Here is an 18,152-nt window from a genome sequence, read left to right on the forward strand (position 1 = left end):
CCCTAAAATGTTCATTCTGGCATATTGCATGTTTACAATATGGCTGCTTATGTACAAAATACTGTATGAAATCTTATGGCTTTTAGGCTAACGAGTATCTGTAGAGTTTAGGATGCAACAATCGCGTTCGAGGCTTTCTGGCCAACTATGAAAAAGGAAGCCATAACATAGGTCCTTTCTCTTGGGTGCAATCCTAAGGGCGGTAGCGTGCCTGGTGTTTAATAATTAAGCTCTCAGTTTTCTATCACGTATGCTACTTTTATCATTTGCCTCCGTTTTTTAATTGACGTGCACATCTGCCACCTTATTTGCACTGATGGTCAAGATATTTCGAGAGTTTAATAAAGATATGCTATGAGCATACCTCTGTTACTTGGCTATTCTTAAACAGATAGAAATAGCTGACTTCTAAAAAATCGTATTTAGTTGTAAATAAGTATCATATCTGCATGATTAATATGGATATATTTATTTCTGTTGAGATTAGTGACATTCTATAAGTCACTCGAGTAACAAATTACGCTAGGAAAATATAATGAGAGTGATAATTACTGGGGCCCATGGTCAAGTTGGCTGCAGTCTGGTTGAGAAATTTCAAGATCAAGATAAGGTTGAATTGTTGGCAACTGGCCGAGATGAATTGGACATTACAAATCAATCTGCGGTGGATGAGATTATCGAACAGTTCAAACCTGATTATATTATTAATTCAGCGGCCTATACTGCGGTTGATAAAGCAGAGGAAGAAATCGAACTTTCTTATGCAATAAATCATGATGGTGTGGCTCATCTGGCAAAGGCAGCAAACAAAATGGGGGCAGTACTTCTTCATATATCTACAGATTATGTTTTTGATGGTGAAAATGAAGCAGCTTACGAAGAGACATCGCCGACAAAACCTAAATCTATATATGGAAAAAGTAAGCTTGCTGGCGAACTTGCAATAGCAGAAGCTATGGATAAATTTTTAATTGTAAGAACCTCCTGGGTATTTGGTACACACGGAAATAACTTTGTAAAAACAATGCTTAGACTAGGTACTACTCATGAGTGTCTTAGTATTGTTGGCGACCAATTTGGTGGGCCAACCTATTCAGACGATATTGCTAATGCTTTAGTGAAAATGGTGAAGTTTATAGATGATGGTAATACGCCTGAATGGGGGTGTTATCACTTTTCAGGTGAACCTCATGTCAGTTGGTATGAGTTTGCAAAGGTTATTTTTAACAAAGCTCGAGACAAAAAAATAATAGATAAACTACCAACTTTATCTCCAATTAACACATCAGAATATCCAACAAGAGCGAGTAGGCCTGCCAACTCAAGATTGAATTGTAATAAGATAAAAGCCCAATTCAATATAGAACCAAGTAACTGGCAAGTGGCTTTGAATAATATTCAGGAATATAAGTGATAATATGAAAATAATTGAAACAAACATACCCGATGTGAAAATTATTGAGCCAACCGTATTTGGTGATGATCGCGGTTTCTTCATGGAAATTTGGCAGAAACAAAAATTTGAAGAGTTAGTAACTGGATATCCATGCGATTTTGTACAAGATAATCACTCTAAATCAAGTAAAGGTATTTTAAGAGGATTACACTATCAGTCTGTTAATACTCAAGGGAAATTAGTTCGAGTTATATCCGGTGAGGTATACGACGTAGCTGTTGATATCCGTAGAGATTCAAAAACATTTGGGCAATGGGTCGGTATATACCTATCTGCAGAGAATAGACGTCAGTTATGGATACCAAAGGGTTTCGCTCATGGTTTCTATGTAACGAGTCCAGTAGCCGAATTTGTTTATAAATGTACTGACTACTACAATCCTGCATTTGAATACTCTATATCATGGAACGATCCTAGTTTAGATATCAATTGGCCACTAATTGATCCGCCTATTTTATCGGATAAAGATCAGAATGGACTAAGTTTAGATAAATTTATCTCACTAATCTAACGAATTATTTAACGACAATCAGCGGAGAGTAAAATGATTAATATTGTAATCCCGATGGCTGGAGCCGGAAGCCGATTTTCGAAAGCGGGTTATAAAGAACCAAAGCCATTAATACCTCTTAATGACGTACCTATGATTAAACTTGTTATAAATAATCTGACGCCTAATGTCCCTCATAAATTTATTTTTGTTTGCCAAAAAGAGCATGTCGATAAGTATGGATTAAGAGATAAATTAACTAATTGGTCACCAGGAGCTGAAATTGTTGAGATTGATGGGCTAACAGATGGTGCTGCTTGTACGGTATTAGCTGCCCGTCAGTTTATAAATAATAATGATGCTCTTATGATAGCAAATAGTGACCAATACATTGATGCTGATATTAATGACTATTTATCTAAGATGGACAGTGAAAATTTGGATGGGCTTATCATGACAATGAAGGCAAACGATCCAAAATGGTCTTTTGTTGGTTTAGATAGCAATAATCATGTAACAACAGTTGTTGAAAAAGAAGTTATATCTGATGAGGCTACTGTAGGTATTTACAATTTTAAATGTGGTTCCGACTTCGTGCAAGCTGCGGAGGATATGATTGCCAGCAACTTACGAGTAAATAATGAGTTCTATGTAGCACCAGCATATAACCAAAAAATAAAACAAGATAATTGGAAAGTTGGTATTTATAACATTGGATCAGAAGCTAATGGGATGTATGGATTAGGTATCCCCTCGGATCTCAGGCTCTTTTTGTCTTTGGCTGTAAGTCAAAGAGCATTGGAGAAATTGCGATGAAAATTATTTCTCATCGCGGTTTCTGGCTAATAGATGAGGAGAAAAATACTAAGCCTGCATTCGTCCGTTCTTTTAGTCTGGGATATGGCACAGAGACAGATATTCGAGACTATAAGAGTAATTTAGTTGTATCCCACGATATCGCTGACGAAAACTCAATTCGTTTTATTGATTTATTAGAAATGGCAAGTAGCTATGACAATACACTGACATTGGCTTTAAATGTAAAAGCTGATGGATTAGCGAAACACATTAGTGAATTGATTAAAAATTATCCAGCACTGGATTGTTTTGTGTTTGATATGTCTGTACCAGATACACGAAGTTATTTTGACGAGGGTGTTCCGGTTTTTACCCGTATGAGTGAAGTTGAAAAAGAACCTGTATGGCTAGATAAAGCTTGCGGGGTCTGGTTAGATGCCTTTGAATCAGAATGGTATACAACAGAAGACATTAAAGCAGTCTTGGCACAGGGAAAACGGATATGCGTAGTTTCTTCAGAACTCCATAAACGTGATAAGAGTAACTTATGGAATAATTTGCTTTCTCTACGTCATGAAAAGAATCTGATTTTATGCACCGACTTGCCAGAGGATGCGCAAGAATTTTTCTTTAAGAAATAGGATTAATTATTATGAAAATCAAAGCCATATTATTCGATATGGATGGTGTTCTAATTGATGCTAAAGAATGGCACTATGAGGCCTTGAATAAGGCATTAGAGTTATTTGGTATGCCGATCTCTCGTTTTGATCATCTAACGACATTTGATGGTCTACCGACCAAAAAAAAGTTAGAAATGTTAAGTAAAGAAAGGCACCTTCCTAGAGAATTGCATGATTTCATTAATGAAATGAAGCAGCAGTACACCATGGAAATTGTTCATACGCAATGTAAACCTCAATTTACACATGAGTTTGCACTTTCTTCATTGAAAGCAATGGGGTACAAGATTGCCGTTTGTTCTAATTCAGTTAGAAATACAGTTGTAACAATGATGGAAAAAGCCTCACTTTCACATTATATAGATCTAATGATTTCAAACGAGGATGTAGGACAAGGGAAGCCAAGCCCTGAGATGTATCTGTTGGCAATGAACTCACTAAATCTTAGTCCTGAAGAGTGCCTTATAGTCGAAGATAATGAAAATGGAATAAAAGCAGCTAAGGCTGCTGGGGGGCACTTACTTGTTGTCCATGATGTATTTGAAACAAATTATACCAATATTGTAGACCGCATAAGAGAACTTGATTCTGTCTCTGAGGAGAGTGAATATGGGTGTTAATATATTAATACTAGCCGCGGGACAATCGAGTCCTGAATCGCGCGAGGATAGCTATCCTTTATGTCTTACTGAAACTGATGGTATGTCATTAATTGAACGTATCGTTTTAAACACAAAAAAAATTCCAGATTCCAAGTACTGTTTTGCTCTTCTTGATAAAGATGCAGAAAAATTTCACTTAGATAAAGTTGTTAAGTTATTAGTCAAAGATAGTACTGTAATCAAGATTCCTGAATATACGAAAGGTTCGGCTTGTACTGCATTACTTGCAGCGAGTCAGTTGAATCAGCAGGATGAATTATTGATAATAAGTGCCAATGAATTAGTTAATATAGATTTTTCCAATGTTTTAAATGATTTTAACTTAAGAAAATTAGACGGTGGTACTCTTATATTCAAATCTGTTCATCCGCGATATTCTTATGTAAGTCTTAATACGGATAGAATAGTGATTGAGGCGGCCCAACAGAAGCCTATAAGTCAGAATGCAACTGCAGGTGTATTTTGGTTTGCAAGAACGCATGATTTCGCGGAGGCTGCGAAGAATTTAATTCGAAAAAATGCGAGTGTTAATGGGAAGTTTTATGTTGCTCCAACTTTCAATGAATTAATTTTAAAACAGATGAAAGTAGGAACAATTGACTTAAATGTAGATGACTACAAGTTACTTAAAACTGAAAGACAAGCACAACAATTTGAGAGTGGACTTTGATATGACAAACCATAAGTTAGAGGATATGATCAAAGGGTGGTTTGTTGGCAGTTTTTCACCAACTGCATATAAAACAGAAGCATGTGAAGTCGCTGTCAAGAATTATGTTAATGGTGATAGTGAAGCTCCACATTATCATAAAATTGCAACAGAGATAACGTTGGTATTAAGTGGGCGTATCAAAATGCAAGGAAAGGAATGGGGGCCGGGTGATATTATTGTCCTCTCACCTGGCGAGATAACAGGCTTTGAAGCTCTGACAGATGCATGCAATGTTGTTGTGAAAATTCCTGGAGCATTAGGTGATAAGTATCTCGTTGAGCAATAATATTAACTATCAGTTATTTTAAATAACCATATGCATTGGAATACTTTATTCACGGTATTTCTTGTTTAGGAACGTATACTTTGATGATTTATAATAGTTTTCGTTTGGCAATTTTTGAAATACAAAAACGCTCTTTAAATACTTATGCTGGGTGGACATGGAGTTTAATGAATCCATTAGCTCAGATGGCGATTCTATACTTTATCATGAATTTTGTATTTAAAAGTGACATAGAAAATATGACACTTTGGTTAATCAGCAGCTTAACAAGCTGGATAATCATACAAAGTGCATTATTAAAAAGTTGTCAAAGCCTAGTCTCGCGTAGAGCGCTAATGCAAAATAATAATATATCAAGTTTTTTGTTAGTAATGGCTGATATATTGTCAGAAGTACTAGTTCTAGCACCGTTCTATATTATTGGAATCATTGTTTCTATCTATAACGGCATTCCATTATTTAATCTTATATTCATCCCAGTGTTATTTTTATTTCTTATAGTATTTCTTTTTGGTCTTGGATTAATATTAGCAACATTAACACCAATATTGAGAGATCTACCTTATTTATTAGGCATTGTTCTGCAAGTAGCATTCTGGCTTACTCCGATAGCGTATGCAAAAACTCATATGACAGGAGTTGCTGCCATTATCGTCACGTTAAATCCATTTACTCATTTCATATTGCTATCTCAAGCGATATTTATGGGTAAGCAATTGACTTTTAGCTTATTTCTCATTCCTTTCTTACTAGCGGGCGCTGCATTAATCATTGGGATTTTACTATCTAATTCGTTAGGAAAGAAAACGGTAATTAGTTTATGAAAAAAACAGTTGAATTCAAAAATGTAGAATTGTTAGTTCCTGCATCTGATCGCCCTCAGTCTTTAAAAAGCCTGATTCTGAATATACGGCAATTCTCCAATAAAAAGAAATCTATTTTATCTGTTCCTTCTTTTAAAGCCATGTCAGGAGACAAAATTTGCGTTGTTGGTAGAAATGGTAATGGAAAAACTACTTTCCTTAAGGTTCTTTCAGGAATTTACCCTACAACTAGCGGAACTGTTTGGACGAGTAATAAACCAACAGCAGTATTAGCTGCTGGAGTTGGGCTAGAAGAAGAACTCAGTGTCATAGAAAATATTAATCTTTCCCTCATTCTCAAAAATATTAAAAAAACCGATATCCCTCAAATGCGCCAAGAGATACTCAGTTTCTGCGAATTGGAGGAAGATCAGCACAAACAGTATAAACATCTCTCTACGGGTTTTAAAAGTCGCTTGGCATTTGCTATCGCTATTAGTGAAAAACCTAACATTCTTATTTTAGATGAAGTTTTAGGAGGAGGTGACGAGTTTTTCATGAAAAAAGCAAACAAGAGGTTGGAAGAAACTATAGCAATGGCGGAAACCAGCTTTATTGCTACACATGGACCAGATCAATTTAAAAACATATGTAATCGACTTGTTATAATTGAAAAAGGTAAAGTATTTTTCGACGGAGCTATGGATGCTGGATTATTATTATACCGCGAAATGTACAATTAACTAATAGGTCAAAGATATGGCAATTTCAGTCGTTATATGTGGATTGGTTCGTGATAAACAAAGGCTTCTTAAGAAGATACAAAACTACTCAGATTGGAGAGATCAAGGACTAGTCGACCAAATTGTGTATTCAACTTGGATCGGTGAGGTAGATTCTTATAGCGGCCTAAGAAGGGAACTGGAGCAATCTCAAGTCACCATTCTTGAGATAGAAGAGCCAAGGCTTGTGCTGAAAGGTGGACACCAATTACATCAAATGGTGTCATTCTATTATGGGTTATCGGCATTAAACAACCAAGATCAGTTTGTTTTGAAAACTCGCGTTGACTTAGCTGATAATCATGAATCTATGTTATATGATTTTGCTAATGGTACTCCTTTGGTGGATGATTTCGCGGGTGTTGGATTAAAGCATAAAATTTTAGTTGAAAATGCGTTGATGATGTATCCATTTTTATGCGGCGATGCCCAGTTTTTTGGCCATATCGATGACTTAAAGAAAACGGTTAATATGTCTGCCGAAATGGAGATTGTTTATAATCGTTTAGCTGTAGAGCAGACATTCTTCTTTCAACCATTCAGTGATTGTAAGATTTTTAAGCAGCATTTCTATTGGAATTTACCACATATAAGTGAAATAGCAGATCGCAGAGATGAGCAAGTGCGTGAAGTTATGGATTCTAAGTATATTAGTGATGCCTTAAAAGCATGGTGGCTCATCCTTGATAGCTATTTTAAAGTTGGTTGGGGTGAGTACGATACAGATTATCCAGAACTACACGATTTTAATGAAAGTTTTGAATATAGTGGAGCCTCAAAGATAATTGATGGAAATAAAACGGACATTATCGTAAACCAACGATTTATTGCATCATTGAACTCCCTTTTTACAACAGATATGAGAGATATGATTAAGGGAAAAGTGGCTGAACGTGGTTCTATAAATATGTTCAATATAGAACGAGAGATATTCGATGAGTATCAACGTTTCTTAAAACAATTCAGCGATCTCCCTTCTCCCAAAGCTACGTGCTCAGCCAGTAAGAAGTTATTAATCCATGGAGCCGCGCAACATTTCTTCGTTAAAGATGAAAATGACTCAGCAAGTAAACGCTATCATGAACAAGTGACGGCTCTTCGGCGTGAGAATGATTTTTTAAGAAAGGAACTTAATGTCACTATTAGTAATTCATTCTTTCATCGAATCCTAAGTCGGTTTCTACCAAGAAGTACGATAGTTTTCTTTAAGTATAAAATGCCAAGACTAACCGATTTTTATGCTCGTTATCTTATGCGTAAAAAGGGGAAGTAAGATGGATCTTTTGTCATATTTTTCCATGATAAAGCTAAAACAACAAGTTAATAAAGATAGGGTTCGTGTCGATTTTCTATACAACCACCCTTTCAGATTTATATGTATTTCGTTAATTAAACCGTTTAGACGGATATATAGATTTATAAAGTACCAGAAGCTATCTAATCTAGTCTTATCACAAAAACCAGCAGGAAAATATAATTCAAGTGGTTTTATTGATATAAGTAAACTTGATGAAAATAATAATATCTATAGCATCAATCTCTTATTAAGTGAAAAGAATAAACATGTATCAAATGACGGATCCTTTGAATTAAATAAAATAAAACCAAATACTGATAATAAAAAATTAATTATTGTCCATGCATTTTATCAGCGTGAAGCTGAAGAAATATTCAATCGGTTAGTGGCTTTTACTGACTATGATATTGTGATTACATCACCATATAACAATATTATATGCAAAGCTAAAGAAATCTTAGGACAGGAACGAGTGATCGGGTTCATAATGCCAAACTATGGCCGAGATATTCTCCCGTTTTTAATTTGCTTACAGCTAATTGTGATTGAAAAATATGAATATTTTGTGAAAGTACATACAAAGCGGTCTCAACATTTAAATGACAATGGTGCATGGTTTAATAATAATTTAGACTATCTTGTTGGCAATAAAAATGCAACTGATGGACTGTTTTCTATAATGAGCGATGATGAACCTCAAATATATGGAGAGTATATTCTTCCGATACAAGATCACATAGCGAATAATATTCATTGGTTAACTTACTTGTTAGAAAAAGAGCCAGCCTCAGTTGAGGCATCATTCATACCGGGTACTATGTTTATCGGAAATAGAGCTTTTCTAGTTTTGATACGTGACCTTCAATTACATCTTTTCCAGATAGAAAAAGAAAATGGTCAACTAGATGGCTGCTGTGTCCACGCAATAGAGCGGTATTTTGGGTATATAGCATCAGTGAACGGCGGTAAATGCTGCTCTATTGAGACGTTGATAATGAATGGGATGTTTCATAAATGAGAAAAGTTATTTTACTGAATGGTGCTATAAGAGATACAGAAGAATTTATTCTCATAATTGATTATATTTTATATAAAAAAAGTTTAATTAAAGAAGATGTTGATATTATCATTTCAACTTGGCATGAGGATATAAATAATAATATAGATCTGTTTACTTGGATCGTATCGAAAGGCATTCGTGTTGTTGGTTCTGGTAATATCGATATAGGCGGCCCCGCAAATATATTTAGGCAGTGGCGAACTCTTGATGCCGGTTTAAGTATAATACCTCAAGAAAGTTATATTCTAAAGGGAAGAACTGATAAATTTCTATTAAGAAAAGATGCTATAGATGCATTTTTACAAGTAGACTTAAATTCTCCTGAAATTATTTTTACTATTGAAAATAATCAACTAGCCGTTGAGCATGTGTCTATTAGTTTGCCGTTTATGGCCAAGGATATGATTTATCTTGGTACGCGAGAGGCAATGAGAAAGGTTGTACATTATTCCGTTAGAACTCAATATACAGCCGATCATATATTCAATGGTATTGGTCCAGAATGTTTTCTGTGGTTAGAATCATGCTCACTTGATCCACTCGTTATGTCATTAATACAGAAAGTAGATCTTAGGCAGGTTTCAAATAAACTGATGGTTAATGGCGATGTCTTTAATTTCGATTGGAGCACATTAGACCCTACCATTGTTTCTCTATTCAGAATATGGTTTGATGCCTTTGATAAGAATTATACGTTTATTTCTGATGTAATACACTGTTCTCGTGCTGATGCTTGGGGAATAAATGAAGGAAGTTGGAGTTATCAGACAGGAGATAGAGATGAATATGAAAAAATAAAACTTCTGTTATCATGTCACCCTATATATGATATAAATTCGACTATAGATGCACCATTTATTAATTCGACCAGTATCTTTAGCCCTTCAAATGAAACTGAGTGGACACCAATGTTACCATTCAGAGATAAGTTGGAGGAAATTAGGAATATAGAAAAACGAGAGTACTCTGATATAGTAATATTAAGACAGAAGTTAATTTCTAATGAGCTTTCTAAGATTAATCCAGATGCCAACTTGCTAAGTAATGCCTTAGCTTGGAATATAAGGCAGCGCGATAGAGATACGCTGGAAATGGTTTATCATTGGATGCTGGAGCATGATAAAAAATTAAATTATGTATCTGATAATGATAAGTTGTTTGTACTTGAAAGAATGTTGGATATTTTCACATTCTCACAAAATAAAGACTTAATTAATGTTGCTATTAAAAAATTAAAACCATATTTTAAAAAATCAGCGTCCTTGCAAATTCGCTTAGCTGAGTTTTATTTTACCAAAAGAGCTCTCTACAGAGCACTATATTGGTTTGGGATAAGTTATCGATCGATGCCTAATAACTTAGGTGTTAATCATGGGTTAGGTTGCACACTACTCGATCTTGGATTTACAAGGCTTTCGCTTAGATTTTTAAAGAATGCTCATAGAATTATGCCTTCAGACCAGACCGCTATTTATACTCTAATTAGAGCTCTTTATAACTGCGGGAAAAAGCAAGAGGCAAGCATTCTGCTACAATACTTGTCTGGCAATTTGAGAATTGATGCAGAGAGGATTTTAAATGTTAAATAAGTTGAGCCATAGATCGCGTTGGCAAAAAAAGTTTGGTGACTCGGTCAGACTCGCGTACTCTAAATCCAGTTATAAAGATATACAAAGCTTTGATTGGTTCTTAGATAATGTTTATCTAATTTCGACTAAGAAAGATTCTCATATAGATTTCAATGAAGAGTTTTATTTAAAAAATAATATTGATGTTAGAAAGGCAGTGGAAAATGGTTCGTTCTGTTGTGGGTATATTCATTTCTGTCTTTGTGGTCACCTTGAACCAAGGTTTTGGAGTACAAAGCGTATATTTGACTATAATTCATGCGGTCCCCACCTTGCAGAAGGACTTGCAGAACCATTGAATGCTAGAGCTCTGCCAATTTATACTCCTGACCTTAGCCAGTTACCACCCAGTGATTATCGTTCGATTGTTATATTTATTCCTTACTTGATTGATGATTTATTTTTTGCTGGTTACACTGGCTTCTTCTCTGATCTATCCAAGATATTCGACCATTTTGATAGCATAACAGTTGTTGTTAGTATCGGAAGTCCGAATCCTAGGTTACTTGATCGGTACTCCTCAAAAATAAAAGTTATCTCTTTGTCAGATGTGGAAAAAATAGAGTCAAAACCTGATTTGATATATTGCTTTGATACTGAAACTTTCTTTCAGGCTTCCGATATTTTTAAAAGTCCTGAAATTACGGTTTATTATTGTCAAGATTTTGAGCCTGGTTTTTTCCCTTTTGGCTCTATGTACACAAGAGCTCTTTCGGCGCTTTATCTTTCTAAGAACATTATCTTTTCCACTAAGATCTTGAAAGACTTCGTTGTTGAGAAATGTCTATTAAATAGTCATGCTAACTTATATATTACTGCCCCGATAATAGAACCAATCGAGTGTGTAAAAGAAAAGAAAAATAGGATTTTTTTCTATTTTAGACCCGAAAAATTCAACTCTAGAAATATGCCTGAAGTAATCCTCACAACTGTAGAACAGTTTTGCAAGAAACATTCTGGATATGAAATATTTCTTGTAGGGACTGTTGATACTTCATATTCTATTAAGATCCACAACACGGATGTTACCGTACTCAGTAAACTACCCAAAAAAGAATATATAGACTTATTGGCTTCTTGCGATGTTGTCATTGCACTAATATATTCTGCTCATCCAGGTGTCATCGCATTCCAAGCTGCAGCCTCTGGTATTCCAACTGTAACTAATGAATTTGATAATAGAAAAAAAGATTACTTTCTGAAAATATCCAATAATTTAATTCCTTATAATCCAGTTGTAGATAGTTTATTGGAGAAGATTGAGGAGGCGTTGAGTTTATCTAAGGGAGACACTAGATTCGATTACGCAGCTTATGCTGGCTTGAGTCGTACAACTTTTGAGGAGTTTAACTATAGTATACAGAAGAGTGTACAAAAGACATAAAGCATATTTTATATTCCTCTGACAATACACTCCTATCGTATGAATAGATGTGGGAGTTATCTAGAAGGCATCTCAATTTCTATTAGTAAAATTTTTAGGATATCTGCTGTTCAATTAATACTATGATAATATTCTGGTGCTAATTTTTTATTTTCATATTTTGTTTGTTTCAATCCATACCTGCTTTAATTCTTAAATTAAGAAACACAATGGTATTAAAATAATGACGCTTATATTAGCACAAGATGAATGTTTTCACTTTCTCGCAATTTAGAATTGAGCATAGGTTATACCGTGGTTTAAGTTTAGAAAGGTTAATACATGGTCCACCTCTATATTTCTGTTGTAAGCCATTATAATGATGAAATGATCATTGCTAATGGTGTACTAGCGGAGCTTGCTTCAGATTTTACAGTCGTATTAAAATCCAATACACCTGCGACTGAGAACTTAAAAGAATATACTAAAAACAATGGGGTTTATTTAATAAATAATGATTTTTATTGTGGTTTTGGGGTGAACAATAATTATATATACAATTATTGTTGTGATCTTTTAAACATGGGTCCTGAAGATTTGTTTCTTGTTCTAAATCCAGATGTGATTATTGATAAGACCTCTCTAAATGACCTATTACTTTTGGTTGAAAAGGATAATGCAGAAATTTGCACTATAAATTTATTTAGAGATATGGAAAAACTAATCCCTGAAGAATCAATAAGAAACTTCCCAAGATTATCGACACCAATTAAAACTGCTATTTTTAGGCAGCGATCGGATGTCTATATTAAATCTTCAATAGATGACGCTATTAATATAGATTGGGCGCCTGGGTCTTTTATGTTATTCAGATCTAATGTTTATGGGTGTCTTAATGGATTTGATGAAAGGTTCTTTATGTATTTTGAGGATGCTGACATATGTAGAAGGGCTGGGGAAATGGGTTTCAGTATAATTTATTATCCTAATATCAAAGCGGTTCATCTGGGTTCCTATCGTAATAGAAAATTTTTTTCTAGAAACTTCATATGGTATTTAAGGAGCTATTTAAGATATCACACTGGTTTATAATATTGCGTCGGAAATTTACACTCTTGATGGCTTTCATATAAATATAATTTAATTACTACCGTGGCTACAGCAATGTATCCTTTATAAGTTTAATTATCTGTTCTATATGTTATGCAACATCATCATGATCTTTTTAAATGGAATAATTGTGTGAGATGTTTCTGCTGCTGAACATTATTGTTGAGCTATTCATTCGACAACGATCAGTATGGGGACTAGGACACTTAGCCACTTTAAGCGCATTTGAACTCAGCCATTAACGTAAAATTAAATAAGTAACGTGTCCACTTTATTTAGAATTCAACGCAATAAAAAAGGCTATAAACCATGCAGTTTATAGCCTTACCGTTCTTTTAGCTGACCTTAGCGCATGGTAACAAATTCTTCGGCGGCAGTCGGGTGGATAGCAACCGTATTATCGAAATCTTTCTTGGTTGCGCCCATCTTCACGGCGACAGCGAACCCTTGTAGGATTTCATCCATACCAAAACCGATGCCGTGGATACCGACAATCTTCTCTTCCGGCCCAGCGCACACCAGTTTCATTCGGCATGGTTGGCGGTGCTGCGTAACAGCACTGTACATCGCGGTGAAGGACGATTTGTAGACTTTCACTTGCTCGTCGCCAAACTTCTCACGCGCTTGCGGTTCAGTCAGGCCAATAGTCCCGATGGGTGGATGGCTGAATACCACGGTTGGGATATTGCTGTAATCCAGATGCTCGTCTGGCTTGCTATTAAACAGGCGTTCAGACAGACGACGACCTGCCGCCACTGCCACCGGCGTCAATTCAACGGCACCGGTATTATCGCCAACAGCGTAGATACCTTTGACGTTAGTATTCTGGAATTTATCGACCTCGATATAGCCTTTTTCATTGGTTTTGACACCGCTGGCGGCCAGATTCAGGTTATCGGTTGCCGGTTCACGGCCGATGGCCCAAATCAGATGGTCGACAGTCACTTCTGTGCCATTTTCCAATTGCAGTGTCAGGCTGCCATCGGCATTTTTGATAACCGCTTTCGGTACTGCCTCGGTATGCAGTTTCGGCCCTTCGGTATTCATCACTTCCAACAAGGTTTCAACAATCAGCGGATCAAAGGTACGTAGCGGTGCATGTTTGCGTACAAACAGATGCGTTTCTGTGCCTAACCCATTGAGTACACCTGCGATTTCTACCGCAATATAACCGGCACCCACTACGGCAACCCGTTTTGGCATCTCGTCCAATTCGAAGAAACCATCGGAATCAATGCCGTATTCCGCCCCTGGAATATCTGGATGACTTGGGCGACCGCCGGTGGCGATCAGGATGTGATCGGCAGTTATCTTTTCACCGTTCACTTCCACGGTATGCGCATCAACAAAACGCGCGAAACCCTTAATAACATCCACTTTGTTATTGCTTAAACCACGGTCATAAGACTGATGGATACGATCGATGTAAGCAGTACGATTGGCAATCAGCGTTTTCCAATCGAAATGATTCACTGTGGTGTCGAAACCGTAATCCGGGCCATACAGTTTAATGGCTTCTGCAATTTGCGCCGCATGCCACATCACTTTTTTCGGTACACAACCGACGTTGACACAGGTGCCACCGAGCTCTTTAGCTTCGATCAGCGCACATTTCTTGCCATACATGGCTGCCCGGTTGATCGATGCGATCCCACCACTGCCACCGCCAATTGCCAGATAGTCGTAATGTTTGGTCATCAGTGTCGTTTCCAAGTCGTTTAAAAAATTGCCTATCAGTGTAGCGCTTGATAAAGCTTTATGCATCAATGGCTCTGATAGGCGATTCATTTAGAAAAGAATTATTCTGGCACTACCCATTTCACCAGCGTATGGCCATGGCCAGAAGGTACCAGTGCTTTGTGCAACCACGGCAGCAGCGTGTTCATTTGCTGCTCCAGCTTCCACGGCGGGTTAATCACAATCATGCCAGACGCGGTCATACCGTGTTGGTCACTGTCAGGGCGAACGGCCAATTCAATTTGCAAGATACGGCGGATGCCAGTGGCTTCCAAATCCCGCAATAGACGTTTGACTTGCTGGCGTAAAACCACCGGATACCATAATGCATAGGTGCCCGTTGCAAAGCGTTTATAACCTTCCTGAATACCTTTCACCACATCCTGATAATCAGTTTTCATTTCATATGGTGGATCGATAAGAATCAGCCCACGGCGTGATGGTGGCGGTAACTGTGATTTAAGCTGCTGATAACCATCGGCTCGCTGGACTTTGGCGCGTTCGTCTTTGGCAAATTCATTGCGCAGCAGCGGGTAATCGCTAGGGTGCAGTTCAGTCAGATGGATCTTGTCGTATTCACGCAGTAAATGGCGGGCAATCAACGGTGAGCCGGGGTAGTAACGCAACTTCTCACCACGATTAAAATAATTGATTGCACTCATATACGGGGCTAAATCAGCGGGTAAGTCATCGCGTTGCCACAGTTGGCCGATACCTTCAAGGTATTCACCCGTGCGTTCAGCATGTTCGCCGCTTAACTGATAGCGGCCAGCACCGGCGTGAGTATCCAGATAAAGGAACGGTTTTTCTTTTTCTTTCAAAGACTCAATAATCAGGCTTTGAACGGTATGTTTCAGAACGTCGGCATGGTTGCCGGCGTGAAAACTATGGCGGTAACTTAACATTTTATTTTAACCAATTGATATGTCTGTACATTGCGGCAGTGTTTCTTGCGGCCTTTCTTTGTGAATGCGACAAAACATCGTCGTCAGTCACCGCAGCCAACACATTATGGCAACTAGTATAAACTGTCTGGTGGATAAAAAGTGAAAAGCATTAATTGGTGATAAAAATCTCACCGTTACGCAATGGAAAGGTTGAGGCTGTTGATTGACCAATTTAAGCCGTCAGCCATTGATTTTCATACTGACAGACCTCATCTTAATTATTAATACATAATTTATTCTCTGTTGCTGGGCATTGTCTGGCGCTGAAATTCAAAAAATAATCAGGACTTCCTTATGACAAATCCGCTGTTGACCCCGTTCTCCCTGCCGCCATTTTCTGCTATTCGCCCTGAAGATATCGTGCCTGCGGTGAAATCCGCATTGGATGAATGCCGTCAAGCGGTGGAGCGGGTGGTCGCCCAGCCAGGGCCTTTCACCTGGGATAACTTGTGTCAGCCGCTGGCCGAATCCGATGACCGCTTATCACGCATTTGGTCGCCCATCGGGCATTTGAATTCAGTCAAAAACAGCCCGGAATTGCGTGCGGCTTATGAACAAAGTTTGCCACTGCTATCTGAATACGGCACTTGGGTCGGTCAGCATAAAGGTTTGTATCAGGCCTATGTCAGCTTGAAAGAAGGGCCGGGGTTTGATGCCTTGACGGCTCCACAGCGTAAAGCGGTAGAAAACGCGCTGCGTGACTTCCAGTTATCCGGTATTGGTCTGGAGCCGGAACAACAAAAACGTTATGGCGAAATAGTGGCCCGCTTATCTGAGTTGGGGTCGACTTACAGCAATAATGTGCTCGATGCCACTATGGGTTGGAGTAAGTTGATTACCGATGTTGAGCAACTGAAAGGTTTGCCAGAAAGTGCATTAGCCGCCGCTAAAGCCATGGCCGAAGCCAAAGAGCAAGAGGGCTGGTTGCTGACTCTGGATATGCCGAGTTACTTGCCGGTGCTGACTTATGCCGATAACGCTGAATTGCGCGAAGAGATGTATCGCGCCTTTGCCACTCGCGCTTCTGATCAAGGGCCGAATGCGGGCAAATGGGATAACAGCGAAATCATGGCCGAAATCCTGACATTGCGCCATGAATTGGCTCAATTACTGGGCTTTAGCAGTTATGCCGATAAATCACTGGCGACCAAGATGGCAGAAAGCCCACAACAGGTGCTGGGCTTCTTGAATGATTTGGCAAAACGCGCGCGACCACAAGCAGAAGAAGAGCTGGCGCAGTTACGTGCTTTTGCTGAAAAACATTATGGCGTCAGCGAGTTAGCCGCGTGGGATATCACCTATTACTCCGAAAAACAAAAGCAGCACTTGTTCTCCATCAGTGACGAGCAATTGCGCCCTTACTTCCCGGAACAGCGGGTGGTAGAAGGGCTGTTTGAAGTGGTTAAACGCATTTATGGTATTACTGCCAAAGAACGTCACGATGTTGATACCTGGCATCCAGATGTGCGTTTCTTCGAGCTATATGATGCCAGCGGTGAACTGCGCGGCAGCTTCTATCTGGACTTATATGCCCGTGAACACAAGCGCGGCGGAGCCTGGATGGACGATTGTGTCGGCAGCTTGCGTTTAGCGAATGGCCAATTACAAAAACCTGTCGCTTACCTAACTTGTAACTTTAACGGGCCTGTGGGCGGCAAACCGGCGCTGTTTACCCATAACGAAGTGACCACGCTGTTCCATGAGTTCGGCCACGGTTTACATCATATGTTGACCAAAATTGATACTGCCGGTGTCTCGGGTATCAACGGCGTACCGTGGGATGCGGTCGAATTACCAAGCCAGTTTATGGAGAATTGGTGCTGGGAACCGGAAGCACTGGCGTTTATCTCCGGTCATTACGAAACCCATGAGCCACTGCCACAAGAGATGCTGGATAAACTACTGGCGGCGAAAAACTATCAGGCGGCGCTGTTTATCCTGCGCCAACTGGAGTTCGGTCTATTCGATTTCCGGATGCATTATGAGTTCGATCCGCTGACTGGCGCGCAGATCCTGCCGATCTTATATGAAGTGAAAAAACAGGTCGCGGTAGTACCATCGCCAACTTGGGGCCGTTTCCCACATGCTTTTAGCCATATCTTTGCCGGTGGTTATGCCGCGGGTTATTACAGTTACTTGTGGGCGGAAGTGCTCTCGGCTGATGCTTTCTCGCGCTTTGAAGAGGAAGGTATTTTCAATGCCGCAACGGGGCAGTCGTTCCTCGATAATATTCTGTCCCGTGGCGGTTCTGAGGAGCCAATGACGCTGTTCAAGCGCTTCCGTGGCCGTGAGCCGCAGTTGGATGCTATGCTGCGCCATTACGGTATTAAGGGCTAGA

The 18,152-nt window shown here is 38.5% G+C and carries 17 protein-coding genes; 15 read left to right on the top strand and 2 right to left on the bottom strand.

Annotated elements, in window-relative coordinates; all coding sequences use genetic code 11:
* Window positions 1-535: 535 nt before the first annotated feature.
* The 14 genes from rfbD (at window position 536) to QSV56_RS13210 (ending at window position 13,112) form a co-directional block, all read left to right on the top strand.
* Window positions 536-1,414: a dTDP-4-dehydrorhamnose reductase gene (gene rfbD, locus QSV56_RS13145; protein ID WP_019081620.1), complete on the top strand. Its 879-nt coding sequence runs from the start codon at window positions 536-538 to the stop codon at window positions 1,412-1,414.
* Window positions 1,415-1,418: 4 nt separating this feature from the next.
* Window positions 1,419-1,967, top strand: coding sequence for a dTDP-4-dehydrorhamnose 3,5-epimerase (gene rfbC, locus QSV56_RS13150; protein WP_301212678.1), 549 nt, complete (start codon window positions 1,419-1,421; stop codon window positions 1,965-1,967).
* A 33-nt stretch (window positions 1,968-2,000) separates the two neighbouring features.
* On the top strand, window positions 2,001-2,762 hold the full coding sequence (locus QSV56_RS13155; RefSeq protein ID WP_301212680.1) for a glycosyltransferase family 2 protein: 762 nt from the start codon (window positions 2,001-2,003) through the stop codon (window positions 2,760-2,762).
* Window positions 2,759-3,385, top strand: a complete 627-nt coding sequence (locus QSV56_RS13160; RefSeq protein ID WP_019081617.1) for a hypothetical protein — start codon at window positions 2,759-2,761, stop codon at window positions 3,383-3,385. The genes QSV56_RS13155 and QSV56_RS13160 overlap by 4 nt, the downstream gene beginning before the upstream one ends.
* Before the next feature lie 11 nt (window positions 3,386-3,396).
* Window positions 3,397-4,047, top strand: coding sequence for an HAD family phosphatase (locus tag QSV56_RS13165; RefSeq protein ID WP_019081616.1), 651 nt, complete (start codon window positions 3,397-3,399; stop codon window positions 4,045-4,047).
* Entirely contained in the window at window positions 4,037-4,759 is a 723-nt protein-coding gene (locus QSV56_RS13170; protein WP_019081615.1) for a glycosyltransferase family 2 protein, read from the top strand. The genes QSV56_RS13165 and QSV56_RS13170 overlap by 11 nt, the downstream gene beginning before the upstream one ends.
* A 1-nt stretch (window position 4,760) precedes the next feature.
* Window positions 4,761-5,087, top strand: a complete 327-nt coding sequence (locus QSV56_RS13175) for a cupin domain-containing protein (RefSeq protein ID WP_019081614.1) — start codon at window positions 4,761-4,763, stop codon at window positions 5,085-5,087.
* An 83-nt stretch (window positions 5,088-5,170) separates the two neighbouring features.
* Window positions 5,171-5,911, top strand: coding sequence for an ABC transporter permease (locus tag QSV56_RS13180; RefSeq protein WP_050919803.1), 741 nt, complete (start codon window positions 5,171-5,173; stop codon window positions 5,909-5,911).
* Window positions 5,908-6,633, top strand: a complete 726-nt coding sequence (locus QSV56_RS13185; RefSeq protein ID WP_050123130.1) for an ABC transporter ATP-binding protein — start codon at window positions 5,908-5,910, stop codon at window positions 6,631-6,633. The genes QSV56_RS13180 and QSV56_RS13185 overlap by 4 nt, the downstream gene beginning before the upstream one ends.
* Before the next feature lie 16 nt (window positions 6,634-6,649).
* Window positions 6,650-7,945 (top strand): hypothetical protein, encoded by a 1,296-nt coding sequence (locus QSV56_RS13190; RefSeq protein ID WP_046051873.1) that lies wholly within the window; start codon window positions 6,650-6,652, stop codon window positions 7,943-7,945.
* 1 nt (window position 7,946) lies between these two features.
* The gene (locus tag QSV56_RS13195; protein ID WP_046694394.1) at window positions 7,947-8,987 is read left to right on the top strand and encodes a rhamnan synthesis F family protein; all 1,041 of its coding nucleotides are present in this window, start codon (window positions 7,947-7,949) and stop codon (window positions 8,985-8,987) included.
* Window positions 8,984-10,618: a tetratricopeptide repeat protein gene (locus QSV56_RS13200; protein WP_046051871.1), complete on the top strand. Its 1,635-nt coding sequence runs from the start codon at window positions 8,984-8,986 to the stop codon at window positions 10,616-10,618. The genes QSV56_RS13195 and QSV56_RS13200 overlap by 4 nt, the downstream gene beginning before the upstream one ends.
* Window positions 10,608-12,041: a glycosyltransferase gene (locus QSV56_RS13205; protein WP_046694395.1), complete on the top strand. Its 1,434-nt coding sequence runs from the start codon at window positions 10,608-10,610 to the stop codon at window positions 12,039-12,041. The genes QSV56_RS13200 and QSV56_RS13205 overlap by 11 nt, the downstream gene beginning before the upstream one ends.
* A gap of 321 nt (window positions 12,042-12,362) precedes the next feature.
* Complete coding sequence (locus QSV56_RS13210) at window positions 12,363-13,112, top strand: glycosyltransferase family 2 protein (protein WP_046694396.1); 750 nt, start codon at window positions 12,363-12,365, stop codon at window positions 13,110-13,112.
* 363 nt (window positions 13,113-13,475) lie between these two features.
* Here the strand turns inward: QSV56_RS13210 and gorA are convergent, their stop codons facing one another.
* The gene (gene gorA / locus QSV56_RS13215; protein ID WP_050158741.1) at window positions 13,476-14,828 is read right to left on the bottom strand and encodes a glutathione-disulfide reductase; all 1,353 of its coding nucleotides are present in this window, start codon (window positions 14,826-14,828) and stop codon (window positions 13,476-13,478) included.
* A gap of 101 nt (window positions 14,829-14,929) precedes the next feature.
* Window positions 14,930-15,772, bottom strand: coding sequence for a 23S rRNA (adenine(2030)-N(6))-methyltransferase RlmJ (locus tag QSV56_RS13220; RefSeq protein ID WP_004388937.1), 843 nt, complete (start codon window positions 15,770-15,772; stop codon window positions 14,930-14,932).
* Window positions 15,773-16,108: 336 nt separating this feature from the next.
* Here QSV56_RS13220 and prlC point away from each other — a divergent pair, with 336 nt between their 5' ends.
* Complete coding sequence (gene prlC, locus QSV56_RS13225) at window positions 16,109-18,151, top strand: oligopeptidase A (RefSeq protein ID WP_050335341.1); 2,043 nt, start codon at window positions 16,109-16,111, stop codon at window positions 18,149-18,151.
* The last annotated feature ends 1 nt before the right edge of the window (window position 18,152 follow it).

The organism is Yersinia sp. 22-579, assembly GCF_030433455.1.
In the GTDB taxonomy this organism is placed as follows: domain Bacteria; phylum Pseudomonadota; class Gammaproteobacteria; order Enterobacterales; family Enterobacteriaceae; genus Yersinia; species Yersinia enterocolitica.